At 36.0% G+C, this 17,186-nt stretch carries 15 protein-coding genes; 5 read left to right on the top strand and 10 right to left on the bottom strand.

What is annotated here, in order from left to right:
• Nucleotides 1–131 precede the first annotated feature (131 nt).
• The 3 genes from ACTJIV_RS15495 to ACTJIV_RS15485 form a co-directional block, all read right to left on the bottom strand.
• Nucleotides 132–644 carry a 5' nucleotidase, NT5C type gene (locus ACTJIV_RS15495; RefSeq protein WP_111955149.1) on the bottom strand — a complete coding sequence of 171 codons (513 nt, stop codon included), beginning with the start codon at nucleotides 642–644 and terminating at the stop codon, nucleotides 132–134.
• 109 nt (nucleotides 645–753) lie between these two features.
• Nucleotides 754–1,887, bottom strand: a complete 1,134-nt coding sequence (locus ACTJIV_RS15490) for an 8-amino-7-oxononanoate synthase (protein WP_440628505.1) — start codon at nucleotides 1,885–1,887, stop codon at nucleotides 754–756.
• Nucleotides 1,888–1,932: 45 nt separating this feature from the next.
• Nucleotides 1,933–2,451 (bottom strand): DUF1761 domain-containing protein, encoded by a 519-nt coding sequence (locus tag ACTJIV_RS15485; RefSeq protein ID WP_307724885.1) that lies wholly within the window; start codon nucleotides 2,449–2,451, stop codon nucleotides 1,933–1,935.
• 274 nt (nucleotides 2,452–2,725) lie between these two features.
• Between ACTJIV_RS15485 and ACTJIV_RS15480 the strand changes: the two genes are divergently transcribed.
• The gene (locus ACTJIV_RS15480) at nucleotides 2,726–4,615 is read left to right on the top strand and encodes an ABC-F family ATP-binding cassette domain-containing protein (RefSeq protein ID WP_336378972.1); all 1,890 of its coding nucleotides are present in this window, start codon (nucleotides 2,726–2,728) and stop codon (nucleotides 4,613–4,615) included.
• Nucleotides 4,616–4,716: 101 nt separating this feature from the next.
• On the opposite strand, the gene ACTJIV_RS15475 is transcribed toward ACTJIV_RS15480, so the two are convergent.
• Nucleotides 4,717–5,772, bottom strand: coding sequence for a Gfo/Idh/MocA family oxidoreductase (locus ACTJIV_RS15475; RefSeq protein ID WP_440628502.1), 1,056 nt, complete (start codon nucleotides 5,770–5,772; stop codon nucleotides 4,717–4,719).
• Nucleotides 5,773–5,957: 185 nt separating this feature from the next.
• Between ACTJIV_RS15475 and ACTJIV_RS15470 the strand changes: the two genes are divergently transcribed.
• The 3 genes from ACTJIV_RS15470 (at nucleotide 5,958) to ACTJIV_RS15460 (ending at nucleotide 9,581) form a co-directional block, all read left to right on the top strand.
• Entirely contained in the window at nucleotides 5,958–8,228 is a 2,271-nt protein-coding gene (locus tag ACTJIV_RS15470; protein WP_440628500.1) for a TonB-dependent siderophore receptor, read from the top strand.
• Nucleotides 8,229–8,314: 86 nt separating this feature from the next.
• Complete coding sequence (locus ACTJIV_RS15465) at nucleotides 8,315–8,830, top strand: hypothetical protein (RefSeq protein ID WP_111955159.1); 516 nt, start codon at nucleotides 8,315–8,317, stop codon at nucleotides 8,828–8,830.
• A 160-nt stretch (nucleotides 8,831–8,990) separates the two neighbouring features.
• Nucleotides 8,991–9,581, top strand: coding sequence for a hypothetical protein (locus ACTJIV_RS15460; RefSeq protein WP_111955161.1), 591 nt, complete (start codon nucleotides 8,991–8,993; stop codon nucleotides 9,579–9,581).
• A gap of 99 nt (nucleotides 9,582–9,680) precedes the next feature.
• Here the strand turns inward: ACTJIV_RS15460 and ACTJIV_RS15455 are convergent, their stop codons facing one another.
• On the bottom strand, nucleotides 9,681–10,316 hold the full coding sequence (locus ACTJIV_RS15455) for a peroxiredoxin (RefSeq protein ID WP_440628497.1): 636 nt from the start codon (nucleotides 10,314–10,316) through the stop codon (nucleotides 9,681–9,683).
• A 93-nt stretch (nucleotides 10,317–10,409) separates the two neighbouring features.
• Between ACTJIV_RS15455 and ACTJIV_RS15450 the strand changes: the two genes are divergently transcribed.
• Nucleotides 10,410–11,294 carry a mechanosensitive ion channel family protein gene (locus ACTJIV_RS15450; RefSeq protein WP_223560235.1) on the top strand — a complete coding sequence of 295 codons (885 nt, stop codon included), beginning with the start codon at nucleotides 10,410–10,412 and terminating at the stop codon, nucleotides 11,292–11,294.
• A 303-nt stretch (nucleotides 11,295–11,597) separates the two neighbouring features.
• On the opposite strand, the gene sucC is transcribed toward ACTJIV_RS15450, so the two are convergent.
• The 5 genes from sucC to ACTJIV_RS15425 all read right to left on the bottom strand — a co-directional run bounded on the left by sucC (nucleotide 11,598) and on the right by ACTJIV_RS15425 (nucleotide 17,159).
• The gene (gene sucC / locus ACTJIV_RS15445) at nucleotides 11,598–12,788 is read right to left on the bottom strand and encodes an ADP-forming succinate--CoA ligase subunit beta (RefSeq protein WP_111955165.1); all 1,191 of its coding nucleotides are present in this window, start codon (nucleotides 12,786–12,788) and stop codon (nucleotides 11,598–11,600) included.
• 130 nt (nucleotides 12,789–12,918) lie between these two features.
• Nucleotides 12,919–14,196 carry a chloride channel protein gene (locus ACTJIV_RS15440; RefSeq protein ID WP_440628494.1) on the bottom strand — a complete coding sequence of 426 codons (1,278 nt, stop codon included), beginning with the start codon at nucleotides 14,194–14,196 and terminating at the stop codon, nucleotides 12,919–12,921.
• Nucleotides 14,197–14,198: 2 nt separating this feature from the next.
• Nucleotides 14,199–14,585 carry a DUF423 domain-containing protein gene (locus ACTJIV_RS15435; protein ID WP_111955169.1) on the bottom strand — a complete coding sequence of 129 codons (387 nt, stop codon included), beginning with the start codon at nucleotides 14,583–14,585 and terminating at the stop codon, nucleotides 14,199–14,201.
• A 2-nt stretch (nucleotides 14,586–14,587) separates the two neighbouring features.
• Nucleotides 14,588–15,664, bottom strand: a complete 1,077-nt coding sequence (locus ACTJIV_RS15430; protein WP_440628492.1) for a hypothetical protein — start codon at nucleotides 15,662–15,664, stop codon at nucleotides 14,588–14,590.
• Between the two features lie 166 nt (nucleotides 15,665–15,830).
• Complete coding sequence (locus ACTJIV_RS15425; protein WP_440628490.1) at nucleotides 15,831–17,159, bottom strand: hydroxymethylglutaryl-CoA reductase, degradative; 1,329 nt, start codon at nucleotides 17,157–17,159, stop codon at nucleotides 15,831–15,833.
• Between the last annotated feature and the right edge of the window lie 27 nt (nucleotides 17,160–17,186).

Below are 17,186 nucleotides of genomic sequence, written 5' to 3'. Positions count from 1 at the left end.
TGCAAAATTCTTTATTTTCTCCCTTGAATACTCACAATGACTTATTAAATTTGGTTTGTATTTAGTTAAACTTATTTAAAAAAATCACCAGTCTGTGATAGGAATTCTAAAAAATGCATAAACTTTTCTTTTTACAGAATATTCATGATCTCTTCCCATGAATGCACTCTTTTGTAATTTTCATTTTCTATCAGCTCGTTGTGAGGTTGGGTGAAAATTAGTTTTTCTCCGGCAAAATGGTCCAGATTTTTAGGATAATCATCGATCATTACATCACCGTGTACCACCTTTTTGCTTCCACACAAAACAATTTGTTCCCAGCTGATAAACGGAAAATGTTCTGCCAACCAATCAAATTTTTCTCTTAAGCTGTTAGGAAACTCCATCCCAGCAGAAACAATGTAGAGCTCATATTTGTTATTAATGTATTCCAAAGCTGCACGGCTTCCTTCCATGACAGGAAGCGTTCTGAAAAAGCCAACTTCATTAACGTGTTTTTTCCCATTGGGAAACGCTTCAGTTTCAGGCATTCCTGCCAGATCATTGATTTCAATTTCTCTTCCTGAGTCTCTTTTTTCAAACTGCACCAGCTGATGGTACACATCTGCCATTACCCCGTCCATGTCTACGATTACTTTTTTCATTATTTTAATATGTAATTTTATGAAAGCTTAAACTTACAACATATCAAAAAAAATAAAAAATATCATCTATACAAAATAAAAATTTAAGACAAATTTATCTCATCACAGCCTATTCAACGAAAGGCTTTCTTTGAATCCATTCTTTTTTAGGATTTAATCCTATGAAAATTCTTTTCATAAATAAATTGACCAAAGAATTATTATGCTTTATCAATCCGAAAATTTCAATAGGTTCCGCACCAATGGTTGATTTTATTTCCAAAGCTGTTCTCCCGAAAATTATTCTTTTAGACTTATTGCTAATTGCGAATTCTACCATATCTAAAAGCATGTTGAGATACAGTTGCCTTTCTTTTTGAATTTCTTTATCATAGCCTAAAAAATAGGTGTCAATATCTTGATTATTGAGGATTAAAGTATAGAATCCAATCAGCTTTTGGTTTAAAAAATATCCAAATACTTTAAAATTTTCATTGATATTTTTCTTCATGCATTCAAAATGATGTTCAGCAAGAAAAAAAGTATTGAACGGAGCATTTTCAGCTACATTTTGATAGAGAATATTCATTTCATCCTGATGCTTTTGTATCTCATCCAAATTCATTTCATGCTTTTCTATATTTTCAAATTTCTTTCGGGCAGAACGGGCTCTGGTCCTGTATTTTTTAGAAAAATCATTCAAATAATCCTCATACACAGTCCAGCTTTCGTTTATCTTCAATATCATATTAGGCTGAACTGAAAATCGGAAATAGGGCTGATGGTTTTTACTCTGGAAATAGTTGACAAAATTGAACTGATAATCTTTATAAATGATCAAAGACGTTTTTCTGATGTCTTTCTGCATCTTCTGAACCGCCCTATCCAAAAGTGGAACTACCTGTTCAAAAGTAATTTTGGCAGCATCAAAATAAAATCCATTCTGGCCTGTCAGCATATTGTTTCCCAAGATCATTACATCTTTACTGAATTTTCGGGCAAAGAAATTCCTGATATTGCACCAGACTTCATTTTTCTGAAAGGTCACATGATTCTGGAAATTTAAATACTGGAATAAAGCACCGCCAATCAAATCATCATTATAAAAGAAACCGGCATAATAGCATTCCATATTGGCAGGCCCGGAAGATTCCAAAATATTGAAATATTCTTTGGAAAGCATAATATTCCGGTTTCCGATCACAGAATTCCACTGTGAAGGTAAATCCGAAACGCTATTGTATATTTTTAAATTATATGACATAAAAAAGGCCACAAATGTAGCCTTATCATTTGGATCGTTAGAATTTTATTTTTGTGTAACCCAATTAAAGCCATCCGGCAAATACCAGCCACAGACAATTCCGCCCATAATGGTGATCGTTATGGTCCAGTATGCAGTATTAATGAAAGTATATTTCCAGGATTTCCTTTCAAACATTGCATTAATTGCAGTAATGGGAAATATCAAAAATACTCCTGCTATAAAACAATGCAAAGCACCGTGACCAAAAGAACGATAGGCCATTCCGTAATCCTTCATGAAGGCAAAAAATGAAGGTTTTGCATTCATTTCATCTCCACCAACCATGCCTAAGGCTCCAAGTTGATGTATTGTAATCATTTGCAGAAAAAAAGCGATCAGAAAAGACAGGATAAATGAAAAAACAAAAATAAATCCCATGTTTGATCCTTTCATTTTCTCTTCTGTCAGCCCCGATTCCTGCATCCAGACAGTTCCGAACATTTTTGGATGATACCAGATAAATCCCATAATAAGTGGAACCAATGCGGCTACAGCAATAGCCAATAAGTTAATTTCCATCATAATATTGCATTTTAATAAGTATATCAAATCTACATTAAAATACAATATAAAATAAACTTTACGTAAATTATAATTCATTTTAACTATAAATTAAAAAGCAAATAGAATAAATTCAATAAAAATCTAATATTACATTCCAATCCCATACTAATTATGAAAAAAATGATTTACGTTTTAAAGATTCTTATATAATGGCATTAGTAAGTTTTAAGTGTGTACATTTTCGTATTTTTGCGGCTCAATTGAATTTTTAAATCAAACCCATTAAATTCCAATGAATTACGTTTCTGTAGAAAATCTTACTAAATCTTATGGCGTCAAAGTTTTGTTCGAAAATATTTCTTTTCATGTGAATGAAGGGGACAAAATAGCCATTGTCGCCAAAAACGGAAGCGGAAAATCTACCCTTCTTAAAATATTAATGGGGAATGAAATTGCAGACAGCGGGACTGTAAATATTAATAAAGATATCCAGGTGGTTTTATTTGACCAAGAGATTGAATTTGATTCTGATCTAACGATTGATGAGTTTATGATGACGCTTGATTCTGCGCCTATTCAGGCTCTGAAGAATTATCATCAATCTCTGCTCTCCACAGATTATGATTTCATTGAAAAAGCTTTGGCTGAAATGGAAATTCATAAAGCATGGGATCTGGAGAATGATATGAAACAAATTCTCTCCCAGCTGAAAATCACTGATCTGGAAGCAAAAATGGGAACCCTTTCCGGTGGACAGATCAAACGTGTTGCTTTAGCAAAACTATTGACTGAAACAAGAGCGGAACACCGTCATACCCTTCTGATCATGGATGAGCCAACCAATCACCTTGATGTGGAAATGGTAGAATGGCTCGAAAGTTATTTAAGTAAAGCGAAAATTACCTTAATACTGGTAACCCACGACAGATATTTCCTGGATGCAGTTTGTGGCATCATCTGGGAAATGGAGGATAAAAATCTGTATTTCCATAATGGTTCTTATGCAACCTATCTTGAAAACAAGATGATTCGTGAGGATAATATGAATGCAACCATCGACAAGGCCAACAATCTTTACAGAAAAGAACTGGAATGGATGCGAAGACAGCCCAAAGCAAGAACTACAAAATCGAAATCCAGACAGGATGATTTTTACGAAACTGAAAAAATAGCTAAAACCGACACCAGAAAAGAATCTCTGGAACTTGATTTTGAAATGAAAAGGCTCGGAAACAAGATTCTTGAACTCAGAAATATTTCTAAAAGTTATGGCGAGAAATTATTATTAAAAGATTTCAGCTATCAGTTTCAACGGGGTGAAAAAGTAGGAATTGTAGGAAAAAACGGAGCCGGAAAATCTACATTACTGAATATTATCCAGGGGCTTGAACCTAAAGATTCCGGGGAAATTGAAACGGGTGAAACAATCAAATTCGGATATTTTTCACAAAAAGGGCTGAAGTATAAAGAAGATGAAAGAGTTATTGATTTTATCAAGGAAATTTCTGAAAATTTTCCTTTAGCCAACGGAAGAACAATCTCTGCATCACAGTTTTTGAGATTATTCTTATTTGATGACCAGACACAATATTCGCCAATTTCGAAACTTTCAGGAGGGGAAAAAAGGAGACTGCATTTAATGTATATCCTGTATCAGAATCCTAACTTTCTGATATTTGATGAACCTACCAACGATCTGGATCTTCCGACTTTAACCGTGCTGGAAAATTTCCTGTTGAATTTTCAAGGCAGCTTAATTATTGTATCTCACGACAGGTATTTCATGGACAGAATTGTTGATCATATTTTAGCTTTTGAAGGAGAAGGAAAGATCAGAGATTTTATCGGAAACTTTTCAGAATACAGGGAAGCTAAAAGCCGCGAGGATGCACTGGAAAAAAATACAGTATCCAAACCGGAACCTGTAAAAGAAATTGTTGCCGTACCAGAGATTCAGCAACCTGCTTCTCAAAAAAGAAAAATGTCTTTTAAGGAGCAAAGGGAACTGGAAACGATAGAAAAAGAAATGCCTGAGCTTGAACAGCAACGTGCTAAGATCATGGATCAGCTAAATAATGAAACAGACTATGAAAAAGTCTCTCAACTTTCCGCCGAATTAGAAACTATTTCTGAAAAGCTGGAAAACTATGAGATGAGATGGCTGGAACTTCAGGAAATATAATAAGTAAGAGTGTTTGAGAGTGGGAGTGTTTGAGTGTTAAGGAAATTCTAAATATCAAATACTTTTACACTCAAACACTCCCACTCTCAAACTCCTCCACCCTACAGGTATACTATTTTCCCTTCTTTTGAACTTTCCAGGGATGCATCTATGATTTTCATATTCTGTACAACTTCTCTTCCCTGAGATGGTAATGCATATCCGAAAACGATATATTCATAAATCTGCTGATAATAATCCATATAGTTCCCGGGTTCGCTGGCGGTCAGCATTCTTTCGGTTTCTGAGCTTTCATTTACGAAATTTAAAATCCCGTCCGTCCCTTTTAAAGGCTCTGTCCATTCTTTGCCATAAACCGGTATGGCTCCTGCAACCAGTTCATTTTCCTGATTATCGGTTCTTTCCTGCAGGAAACTACCTTTTTCTCCGTGAATAGCGTAGGCATAATGAGCTTCTTTGGTAAATACAGATGATTTCAGCCTTACTCTTAAATTGTTTTTGTAATAAAGCAGAATTTCAAAATAATCATTGGCATATTCCTGTCCTTTCATTGAAAACACATCAGCAAAAAGCTTTTCAGGACATCCAAAATATTGGATGGCCTGATCTACAAGATGGGCACCAAGATCATGCAGGGAACCTGAACCCGACTGCTGTGGATCTTCTTTATGCTGTTTTCCGCTGGGTGTAGTACGGAACCTGTCGAAACGGATTTCGGTTTCTTTAATATCTCCTAATTTGCCGTCATTCAATATTTTATGAACCTGCAGAAAATCTCGGTCGAATCTTCTGTTTTGATAAACACTCAGAAACAGTCCTTTTTCTTCCGCCAGATTCACAAGCTCTTCTGCTTCTGAAACACTAACGGTGAAGGGTTTTTCAACAATTATATTTTTTCCTGCTTCAAGTGCCATCTTTGCATATTCATAATGGGTCTGTACAGGTGTATTGATAATCACAAGTTCAATATCTGCATTCTGAAGCATTTCTTCTACCGAACGGTAAATGGTTGCTTCGGGATATTTTTCTTTTGACTCTTCTTTACTTCTCTCTACTACGGCAGCCATAAAAAATCCGGGATGTTCTTTCAAAAATGGAGCATGAAATATTTTTCCGCTCATTCCAAAGGCACAAAGTCCTGCTTTTATCAATTGCATACTATATAATTTTCAACAAATATATTCAATAATCCCCAGTTTAAGAAGGCATAGAAGCAATCGGTTCTTTTACAGCATTCATAAAGTATGATTTAAATCATTTTATTATTTTTATCAATTCTAAATTAATATTTCAAAAAACCTTATTTTTGCCGCTATTTAAAACTAGTCTACATAAAAATAAAATGAATAAACAACTTGCATCTATAGGATTTTTATTGGCAGCCTTATCTTTAAGTGCTCAATTGAAAAATATTGAAGCCGATACCATCAGAACCCAAACCATTGAAGACATTAATCTTCATAAGACAGGAAATCCAAACCAGGCAAGGACTTTATCCACTAAGTCTACCCTTACGGTAATGGAAAACCCTCAGGCTATCTCCATTGTAACTCATGAAATTATTGAGCAACAACAATCCAAGCAGCTGAGCGATGTTCTTCAGAATGTAAACGGTATGTACATTACTTCATCCAGAGGAAATTCTCAGGACAGTTTTGGGGGACGTGGTTTTATTTTGGGGAATGATAATATTTTTAAAAACGGTACAAGGGTTAACAGTGGTGTTTTTCCTGAAGTAAGTGGTCTGGAAAGAGTTGAAGTACTGAAAGGAGCCAATGCCATGCTGTACGGAAATACAGCTGCAGGAGGAATCATTAATATGATCACTAAGAAGCCTAAATTTAATTTTGGCGGAAGTGTAGGACTGAATGGTGGAAGCTGGAATTCTTATAAGCCAACAGTTGATATTTATGGACCTTTATCTAAAAATATTGCATTCAGAGTCAATGGTGCCTATGAATATGCTGAAAGTTTCAGAGATGTTGTACAGTCTGAGAAATACTATTTCAATCCTTCATTTTTATTCAATTTGAGTCCGAAATCACAATTGATTGTAGAAGCGGATTATCTTAAAAATAATTTTACTCCCGATTTTGGGATTGGTTCTATTACCAATGCTGACAAAAGCTACTCTATGAATAATCTGCTGTCCAGAAATGCATTCCTGGGAACAGACTGGCAGTATCAAAATGTAGAACAACTATCAACTAACATCACGTTCAATCATCAGTTCAGCGAAAGATGGTCATTGAATGCAACTGCTTCTTATCAAAATTACACTAAGGATTATTTTTCCACAGAAAGGATACAATGGGAATATACAACCGGTAATCGATTAGCATGGAAAAGACCTTTAAACAGAACTTACAACGAACAAAATTACACATCGTTCCAGGCTAATATCAATGGGGAATTCAACACCGGAAAAATTAATCATAAAGTTTTAATAGGAGCAGATGCTGATTATGGCATTGCCGATTCTTACACCTATTATGATCCCACTATCGCAGATCCTAAAAAGGCATTATATGGAACGGCTTATTTGTTCGGTACAAACGGAAACCCTAACGGCTCAGTTTATTTGGACGATCCGTCTACATGGGCAGGTGGTAGTATGCCTACTTCGGAACATGTAGCAAAATTTGAACGTTCAAGAATTCCTACACAGAGAATAGGAGTATATGCTCAGGATTTCATCAGTATTTCAAAGCAATTTAAGGTACTTGCAGGCTTAAGATGGTCTTATGTAGAAAACAAAAGTACAAGAAAAGAAAACTTCAAGGACAATACTACCCCTTATGTTCCGTTCTCAAGTTCTTCCGATATGGCTATATCGCCAAAAGCAGGTATAGTATATATGCCAAATGATAATTTATCAGTATTCGCAACCTATACCAACTCATTCTCCAATAATGTTGGTTTAGATAGACAAGATCAAGCTCTTAAGCCTACTTATATTGATCAGTATGAAGTAGGAGCAAAGAAAAACCTGTGGAATAATGCCTTGGCTATTAACCTTACTGTTTACCAGATTTTATACAAAAATTATTATCAGGTTGCTTTAGATGATAAAGGATTACAGATAGACCCTAACGGACTTTTAAAAGATTTTGCCGGAAAAATGAGGAGCCGCGGTGTGGAATTGGATATTACAGGAAACCCAAATGAAAATTTATCCATTATAGGTGGTTTCTCATATAATAATTCAGTTTATCTTGATACTCCTGAACAATTTGGATATGTAGAAGAGCAGAGACTGGTAAGAACTCCGGCCACCACAGCCAATGCCTCGGTATTTTATAAATTCACACGTTTTGCTAAAGGATTAAAAATAGGCGCTGGGGCTTACTATATTGGTGATCGTCTTGCCGGATGGAATGATACAAAGACCGGAAGCAATAGTTTAGCTGCGAGAAATGGAGTAAGCAGAGTATTTGAATTAAAGGATTACACTACCGTATCTGTATCTGTAGGCTATGAATGGAAGAAATTCTCTATCCAGGGGAAAGTGGGTAACCTGTTCGATGTAGTGAATTACAATGTACATGAAAATTATTCTGTAAATCCTATTACGCCAAGAAACTATTATTTTACGCTTACCTACAAGCTTTAGAATTAAATATTATATAATTTCATCATTCAAAGTGGAAATTGCATTTTTGCAATTTCCATTTTTAAATATAAAAAAAGACATACAATATGGATAAGATCAAGGACACAAGAAGTTTTATGAGAGTTACACACCGTTATCTGGGGTATTTTCTTGCAGGAATAATGGCCATTTATGCATTGAGCGGAATTTTGCTTGTTTACAGGGACACCGATTTTCTAAAAAAAGAGAAAAAATATGATAAAACAGTCGCTGTCAATCTTACAGAGAAAGAGCTTGGAAAAGAACTGAAAATCAAAGGTCTTGAAGCAGAAAAAACGGAAGGTACTGTTATCTATTTTAAACAGGGCACTTATGATGCATCTACCGGAAAGGCAAAATACTCTAAAAAAGAACTTCCTTTTGTACTGGACAAAATGGTGAAACTTCATAAATCCCAGTCAAAAGAGACCTTATCACCCCTGAACACATTTTTCGGGATCTCTTTATTCTTTTTTGTGGTTTCCAGTTTCTGGATGTTTAATCCCAAAACAAAAGCTTTCAAACGCGGAATAAAATTCACTATTGCAGGCCTTATTATTTCGGTGATTCTTTTGTGTATTTAAATTACAAAATCATCAAAAAAAAGACCAAATAATTCACATTTCGATTACCTGAAAATTAACATTTATTCTGAGTTTTTATCTAAAATTAAGAAGCTTGGCACATTTCTTGTTTTTTCTTTAATCTACAAATGGTAACATTTAATTATTAAAATAATAAATTATGAAAAAACTAATTTTTGCAGGAATATTGGCAGCAACAGGTTTGACTGCAACAGCTAACGCTCAAATTCAACAAGGTAACTGGCTGGTAGGAAGCAGCTTAATATCAAGTAATTTTGGTTTAAATACTGGTGGAGGATACAATATTGGTTTACAGCCAAAAGGTGCTTACTTCATTAAAGATAATGTAGCTGTGGGTGGATATGTAGATTTAGGGATCAATAAAGTTACCAATGGCAGCCCTACTGAATTCACTTATGGTGTAGGTGGTTTGGGTCGTTACTACCTATCTCCGGGAGAAAAGGGTGTTGATAATTTGCTACACCATGGAAGATGGTTCCTTGAAGGTAATGTAGGTATCGGAGGTAGATCAGTTGAAAATGCAGATTCTACAACTGGTTTAGATTTTGGTGCAGGTCCTGGTTATTCTTATTTTATTACTCCTAACATCGGTATTGAAGGTTTAGTAAAATACAAAGGCAGAGCAGGATTTGGTAGCGAAGGATTAAACTCAAATATTACATTCAACTTAGGATTCAGTATTTATTTACCGACTTCAAAAGCTAAAGAAGTAGCTAATGATTTAAAATAATCACTTTATATTCACTTGAATAAAAAAATGAAATCGCCCCGAAATATTTCGGGGCGATTTTCGTACAAATTAAAACTAAACTATAAAAAATCAAATAAATCATGTATTAGGTTGAGGCGTATATCTCAGATACGGCTTTATTTCTGTCACTCCTTTTGGGAATATCTTTCTGGCATCTTCTGTAGAAATAGCAGGCGGTACAATCACATCGTCACCATTTTCCCAATTGACAGGAGTAGCTACTTTATGCGAGTCAACCAGCTGAAGAGAATCCAGAACTCTTAAGATCTCATTAAAATTCCTTCCTGTAGAAGCCGGGTAAGTAATGATTAACCTTACTTTTTTATTGGGATCAATGATCAGCAAAGAACGTACGGTAGCTGTAGCAGAAGCATTCGGGTGGATAAAATCATAGAGTTCCGAAATTTTCCGGTCTTTATCCGCAATAATAGGAAACTGTACATCCGTATTCTGGGTTTCATTAATATCTTTAATCCAGCTTTGATGATCCTCTACTCCATCTACACTTAAAGCAATCACTTTTGTTCCTCTTTTATCAAATTCAGATTTCAGCTTTGAGGTGTATCCCAACTCTGTAGTGCATACCGGAGTATAATCTGCAGGATGTGAGAATAAAATTCCCCAAGAATTCCCTAAGAATTCATGAAATCTAATATCGCCTAAAGATGTTTCGGCTTGAAAGTCCGGTGCTGTATCTCCTAATTTAAGTGACATAATATTTTGCTTTGTTAGTCTACAAATTTAGTAGACTTTTTGAAACTGGCAAAATTTTTGTTGAATTTTTTCTATCTTTAATAAATTTTTTTCATGCAGAACAATGGTTACAGCTACGTAGATGTTATTTACAGGGTTTTGGAGAGCTGGTATATGAGGTTTGCCGAGCTTACACCGAAACTTATTGTCGGAATCTTAGTATTTTCTTTTTTTCTTGTTACCAGTAAATACTTAAGCTTAGGTGCCGTAAAATTATTTCACAAATTTTTCCCTAAAAGCCAGAAAGAAAGTTCTCTGGTTACTTTAATAAGCATATTCAGATTTCTGATCATGCTGATGGGAACCTTTATTGCGCTCGAAATCATGGGCTTCAGTGGTTTCCTTTGGAAGTTTATCGGAAGTTTAGGAGTAGCCGGGGTGATTGCCGGGGTTGCTTTGAAAGATCTGGTATCCAGTATTTTTTCTGGAATGCTCATTGGAATTGATAAGGCATTTAAAATAGGAGATTATATAACGATAGGAGCACATTCCGGGACAGTTCAGGAAATTGGTTTTTTAACAACAAAAATCATTACCGATGACGGAAAGAAAGCTTACATCCCCAATCAGGTAATTTTCAATGCGCCTTTTTACAATATTACAGCATCGCCGCAGCGCAGAATTATTTTAAACTTCGAGATCCCTGCGGATGAAGATATCAGCAAAGCTCAGAAGGGGATGCTGGATGTCATTAAAAGCCTGGATGGTGTAGACAGGCTGGATACTTCGGAAGTGATCTTTACCGACTTAAAACAGGGCAATTTTAATCTCCAGGCTAAATTCTGGATGAAAGTAGGAGCCAACATAGTTCAGGTAAAAAGTGAAGCCTATCTGAAAATCAAGCAGCGTCTGGATGCAGACAATATCCAGCTGGTAACTCCTACAAGTATCAGCATTACGAATGGAGAATCTCTTCCTGCCGAAAATCAGGACAAATAAAATATCAGCCGCTTTTTTTAAGCGGTTTTTTTATGCTTCAAATTATTTCTGATACTTTGATTTAAAGATACATCTCTGATGTTATCGGGCTACAAAAAATTAAATTCAACCACAAAAGTCACAAAAGTTCTTTGACACTTAAGTTATTTTAAACTTAAGTGTACTTATTGTTTTCAGGATGGTAAAACTTTTAAGCTAAAGTGATCTAAAGTGTTTAACATGAAAAACTTCTGTGACTTTTGTGGTAAAAAAGAAAACCGCTCCAAAAATGGAACGGTTTCTCAATTTATTTAAAAGTTCAGCTTACGCTAAAACTTCTTTTACTTTGTTGGCAGCTTCTTCTAAAGTAATTGCTGAATGTACAGGAAGACCTGAATCATCAATTAATTTTTTAGCTTCTACAGCGTTAGTTCCCTGTAATCTTACGATCAATGGAACAGGAAGGCTTCCCATAGCTCTGTAAGCATCTACAACTCCCTGAGCAACTCTGTCACATCTTACGATACCACCGAAGATGTTGATAAGGATAGCTTTTACGTTAGGATCTCTCAGGATGATCCCGAAAGCTGTCTGAACTCTCTGAGCATCAGCAGTACCACCTACGTCAAGGAAGTTAGCCGGGTTACCGCCAGATAATTTGATGATATCCATTGTTGCCATGGCAAGACCAGCACCGTTTACCATACAAGCAACGTTACCGTCAAGTTTCACGAAGTTAAGACCAGCTTCACCAGCTTCAACGTCCATTGGATCTTCTTCTCTTGTATCTCTTAATTCTGCTAAGTCTTTGTGACGGAACAATGAGTTGTCATCCAAAGTTACTTTAGCGTCAACAGCGATAATTTTGTTATCAGAAGTTTTTAATACAGGGTTGATTTCAAAAAGAGAAGCATCAATTCCAGTATAAGCATTGTAAAGAGATGCAATGAATTTTGTGAATTCTTTGAAAGCATTTCCTTCAAGACCAAGATTGAAAGCGATTTTTCTGGCCTGGAATCCTTGAAGACCTAAAGCAGGATCAATGATTTCCTTGTGGATCAAATGAGGAGTTACTTCAGCAACATGCTCAATATCCATCCCTCCTTCAGTAGAATATACAATCGTATTTTTACCTTCAGCTCTGTCTAAAAGAATAGAAACATAAAATTCTTTAGTTTCAGATTCTCCAGGATAATAAACGTCTTCTGCAACCAAAACAGAGTGTACTTTTTTACCTTCAGCAGAAGTTTGTGGAGTTACCAACTGCATTCCGATGATGTTCTGTGCATTTTCTTTAAGCTTATCCATGTTTGGAGAGAACTTAACACCACCACCTTTACCACGTCCACCTGCGTGGATCTGTGCTTTTACTACCCAAGCCTGAGCTCCGGTTTCAGCAGTAAGCTTTTCTGCAGCTGCTACAGCTTCGTCTACATTATTCGCTACGAAACCGCGTTGGATAGCTACTCCATACTTTGATAAAATCTCTTTTGATTGATACTCGTGAAGATTCATATTATTTTATTATTTTATTTTAAAATTTAAAGGTTGACAAATTTACTAAAAAGACATGGAAGTTCAAGTTTATTGACTTAAAAATTAAAGTGCAGTGAACTTGATTTTTAACATGTTTATCAAATTTGCTCTATTCTTCGGACAATTTCTCAGACTGTGAACCGATGAATGGGATTTTCGGAGCCAGAAAATAACCTGTCAGGCTGGCAAAAAGTATCGGAACGAAATAAGTAAAGCCGGTTAAGGTTCCCAGAATAATCGTGGTGCTCATTGGTGTTCTTGTTACACAGGCATTAATTGCCGCCATACAGCTTACAATGGCTAAAGTAGTGTCAACCGAAGGAAACAGCTGATGAATAATCAGCCCTAAAGTGGTGCCTACAAAAAACAGCGGGATAATGAAACCTCCTCTCCATCCTGAAGTCACGGTAACCGCAATGGCTATGATTTTAAAAACCAGAATGACGATCAAAAAATTCAGGGCAAAATTCCCGTTGATCAGTTCGTTGATCTCATGATGTCCGAAGTATCTTGTGATTGGAAAATTATAGGCAATAATCCCTAAAATAATTCCTCCAACCAATGTTTTTATATAAATCGGAAACGACCTGTATTCAAAAACTTTTTTGAAAAATTTTACACCGAAAATAAAGATCCATCCGAAAACTGTAGCCACCACCCCGAATAAAAAGGCATAGATAAAATCATATACTCCTGAATAATGATAGGCTTTCAGATCCCAAGTTGCCCCTATTCCTAAATGAATAATCAGAGCGAACATCACATAACTGAAACAGCTCGCCACTAAAGCAGGAATAATAGCTTTATAATATTCCACTGCATGTTTGTGATGCAGAATTTCAAGGGAAAATAAACTTCCTCCAAGCGGAGCCCCGAATAAAGCGGTAAAGCCTGAAGCCATTCCAGCAATACTCAAAGAACGCAGCTCCTCTCCTTTCAGCCTGAAAATTTTCCCAAGCCAGGTTCCGGTAGAACCTGTTACCTGAACCAAAGGTGCTTCAGGACCTAAACTTCCACCCGATGCCACACAAAAAAGGGATGACAAAATCATGGAAGGATTATTTTTCGGCTCTAATTTTCCTTTATTAAACCTGATATTATTAACGATCAGATGGATTTCCCCGGGATCTCCGATGAAATGGATCACAAGTCCTGCCAGCAAACCGCAGACAGCCATGGTAGGGATAACCATCCAGCCTTGAAACTCAGCTAGAAATTCAGTAAAATGTTCTAATACGATCCAGTAACCTCCTGCAATAGCCCCTCCCACAAGACCTGTGAAAGCCCACATAAAAAAAGTCCGGCTGAATACAAAAGGATTGAATCTTATGGGTTGATCCAGAAGATTCAATGTTTTAATTAACCGTCTTCTTCTATTGATTTTCATTCTTAAATTCTGTTTTTAGCAAAGTAAAGAATAAGCATTCCCCAGCTCAGGATCATAAAAAGACCTCCCAGCGGAGTAACAGGTCCTAAAAATTTAAGATTTGCTCCCAGGTAATCCTGCAGGCTAAGGAAATAAATACTGAAAGAAAATAACATGGTTCCCACAATCATCAAAATGGAAGTCCATTTTTCAGACGAAGTTTCAAATTTTAAAATATATCCGATGATCAGTAAGAAAAATGCAGCATACATCTGGTATCTCACTCCTGTTTCAAAGCTTTCAAGTCTTTCTACAGATAATATTTTTTTTAAAGCATGTGCTCCGAAGGCGCCCAGAATAACAGACAGCATTCCATACGCAGCACCAAAAATTAAAGTAATTGTTTTCATTTTTATAATTCTTCTAATTCTAGATTTAAATATTTTTTTGTTTTGTAATCCTGCCAGGTTCCGGTAATCTTGTTACCATTTTTATTCGCTTCAATAAAAGCCCTCGGAATCCATTTTTCCAATTCTTCATCATAATGGTCATTCTCCGTGATGGAAATATGATCTCCCTGAATCTTTCCGTTCCATTCTATCAGTTTTTTATTTTTATCATACCAATACATGGCGGAAAAAGCATTTTCTCCATTATCCGTGTAAAGATGTTTGATCAGAACCGTAATGGGGTATTTATCAATTTTTCCTTTCAACAGCTTATACTGAAAACTTGTTGTATCAGTTTTTTCAGAACCTGACAGAAGATTTTTTGCGTAAGGACTCCAATATTTTTCTAGGTCTTTATAAGAAATTTCAATGATGTGACTTCCCAGATCATCCAATGCCCTCATCGCATGATTGGAACATCTTCCGGCAACAAAAGTCAATTGATCATTTCCAAAATAGAATTCAATGTATTCCAGGGTATGCTCTAAAAAACAGTCTTCATACATTGCAATCTGCTCCTGAATTTCTTCTGTAGGATTTTTATCGGCTTTCAACTCTTTAAGAAATTCATCAACTCTTTTCCTGATTCTCTGATTGATTAAGCTTTCAATCGTTTTAACAGCATTGGGCTGAAATAAATCGGGACAATTGATAAAGTTTCCTGTTCTGAGATCAAAATTAATCCATTTGGAAAAACCTTCCGGATAAGCTCCCGAAGCCTCGCCATCTATACCAATACTTAAAATATTTTTAGGGGTTTCTAATTTTTCCCAACTGTAAAAATAGAGATAATTGGTATAGGAATTGGTCGCAGTGGCAGCCTTTTTAAAAGGATCAGGGCCTGAATTCGGCACATATTCCAGTTCATCAACCTGCAGAAAGGTATTGATTTTATGTTCAACCAAAGGGTTTCCGGGATAGGAAACAACCGGAAAAACAGTATCTTCAGATTTAGGCTGCAAATCACTGATCTTTACATTTTTCTGCTGAGAAAAACTTAAACCAGAAATCAACAGGAAGAATACTATTTTCTTTCTCATTATTTTGAATGAATGTAGATTAAAATCAGTTTTGCCACCAACGTCGAAATTCCTAATATAATAAAGATATTAGAAAGTTTTTTAGAATTTCTAAAGCCCGGTGACGTCGTTTTCTTCAGGAAGATTCCGAAGATGATAAATACTATAGGTAGAATAATCTGCAGCATTATTGAGCTCTTAACCTGTTAAATTCATGAATAACCTCATGATGGCTTACCGTTTTGTCTTTAAAATAGTTCACAAAATGCTGTTTTTCCTCTTCTGTAGCACCCATTTGGTTTAGAATATTCAACAGGTGCATCTTCATATGCCCTTTCTGGATACCGGTTGTCACTAAAGAACGGAGAGCGCCAAAATTCTGAGCAAGTCCGGAAACAGCCAGAATACTCATCAGCTCTTGTGCAGAAGGTTTTCCAAGCAATGCCAAGGAGAATTTTACTAATGGGTGAAGATTGGTCAAACCTCCCACTACTCCTACAGAAATCGGAAGATCGATCCAGAATCTGAAAATTCCGTTGTCCGTTGTACAGTGCGTAAGAGATCTGTATTGTCCGTCTCTCGCGGCGTAGGCATGAGCACAGGCTTCTGTTGCTCTGAAGTCATTTCCTGTAGCGATTACTACTGCATCCACTCCATTCATCACGCCCTTATTGTGTGTGGTTGCGCGGAAAGGCTCTATTTCAGCAATGGTAACGGCCTGTTTGAATTTTCTTGCAAATTCTTCATTCGAAATTCCACTGTCATCCTTTAAATCATCAATCTTACATGAAACCTCAGCTCTTACGAGACAGTCCGGTGTAAAGTTGGAAAGAATATTCATCACGATCTGAAGCGAGTTTTTCTCTTCCTGTGTGAAATCTTCACTCGTTGCAATCTCCTGCTTCATTGTTTTTCCGAACTGCTCAAGACACGAATTGATAAAATTCGCACCCATGGAATCTACCGTGTCAAAGCTTGCTTTAAGCTGGTAATAATCCGACATTTCGGAGGTTTTATCAATTAATTTGATATCCAGAATTCCACCACCTCGTTTTCTCATGTTGGCAGTAATATCTTCTGTAGCTTCAAACAGTTTTTTCTTTAATTTGAAATTAAAGAAATGCAGAAGTTTATGAGATTCCACACTGAAGATAAAGTGGGTATGCCCTAATTTTTCATTGTTAATAATGGTTGTTTTAAAACCACCTTTATCAATCCAGAATTTTGCAGCTTTTGAAGCAGCCGCCACTACTGAACTTTCTTCAACGGCCATTGGAAGAGCGAATAATTTCCCGTCAATTAAGAAATTGGGGGCAATTCCATACGGCATATAGAAATTGGAGATCGTATTTTCAGAAAACTCTTCATGAAGTTTCTGAAGATCAGCATTTTCGTTCCAGTATTGTTTTAATATATTTTGATATTCTTCGTTTCCTTCAAGGTATTCGCTGACAAGCCAATCGATTTTCCCCTGCTTTGTAAGTTTAGAGAAACCTTCTACCGGTTTATGATTCATAGCATAAATTTAATAAGTGTAAAGATA

It is taken from the genome of Chryseobacterium sp. 22532 (assembly GCF_052044665.1).
Classification (GTDB): Bacteria; Bacteroidota; Bacteroidia; order Flavobacteriales; family Weeksellaceae; genus Chryseobacterium; species Chryseobacterium lathyri.
Note: the sequence above shows the minus strand (reverse complement) of the source record. Positions and strands in the feature narration are given on the sequence as shown.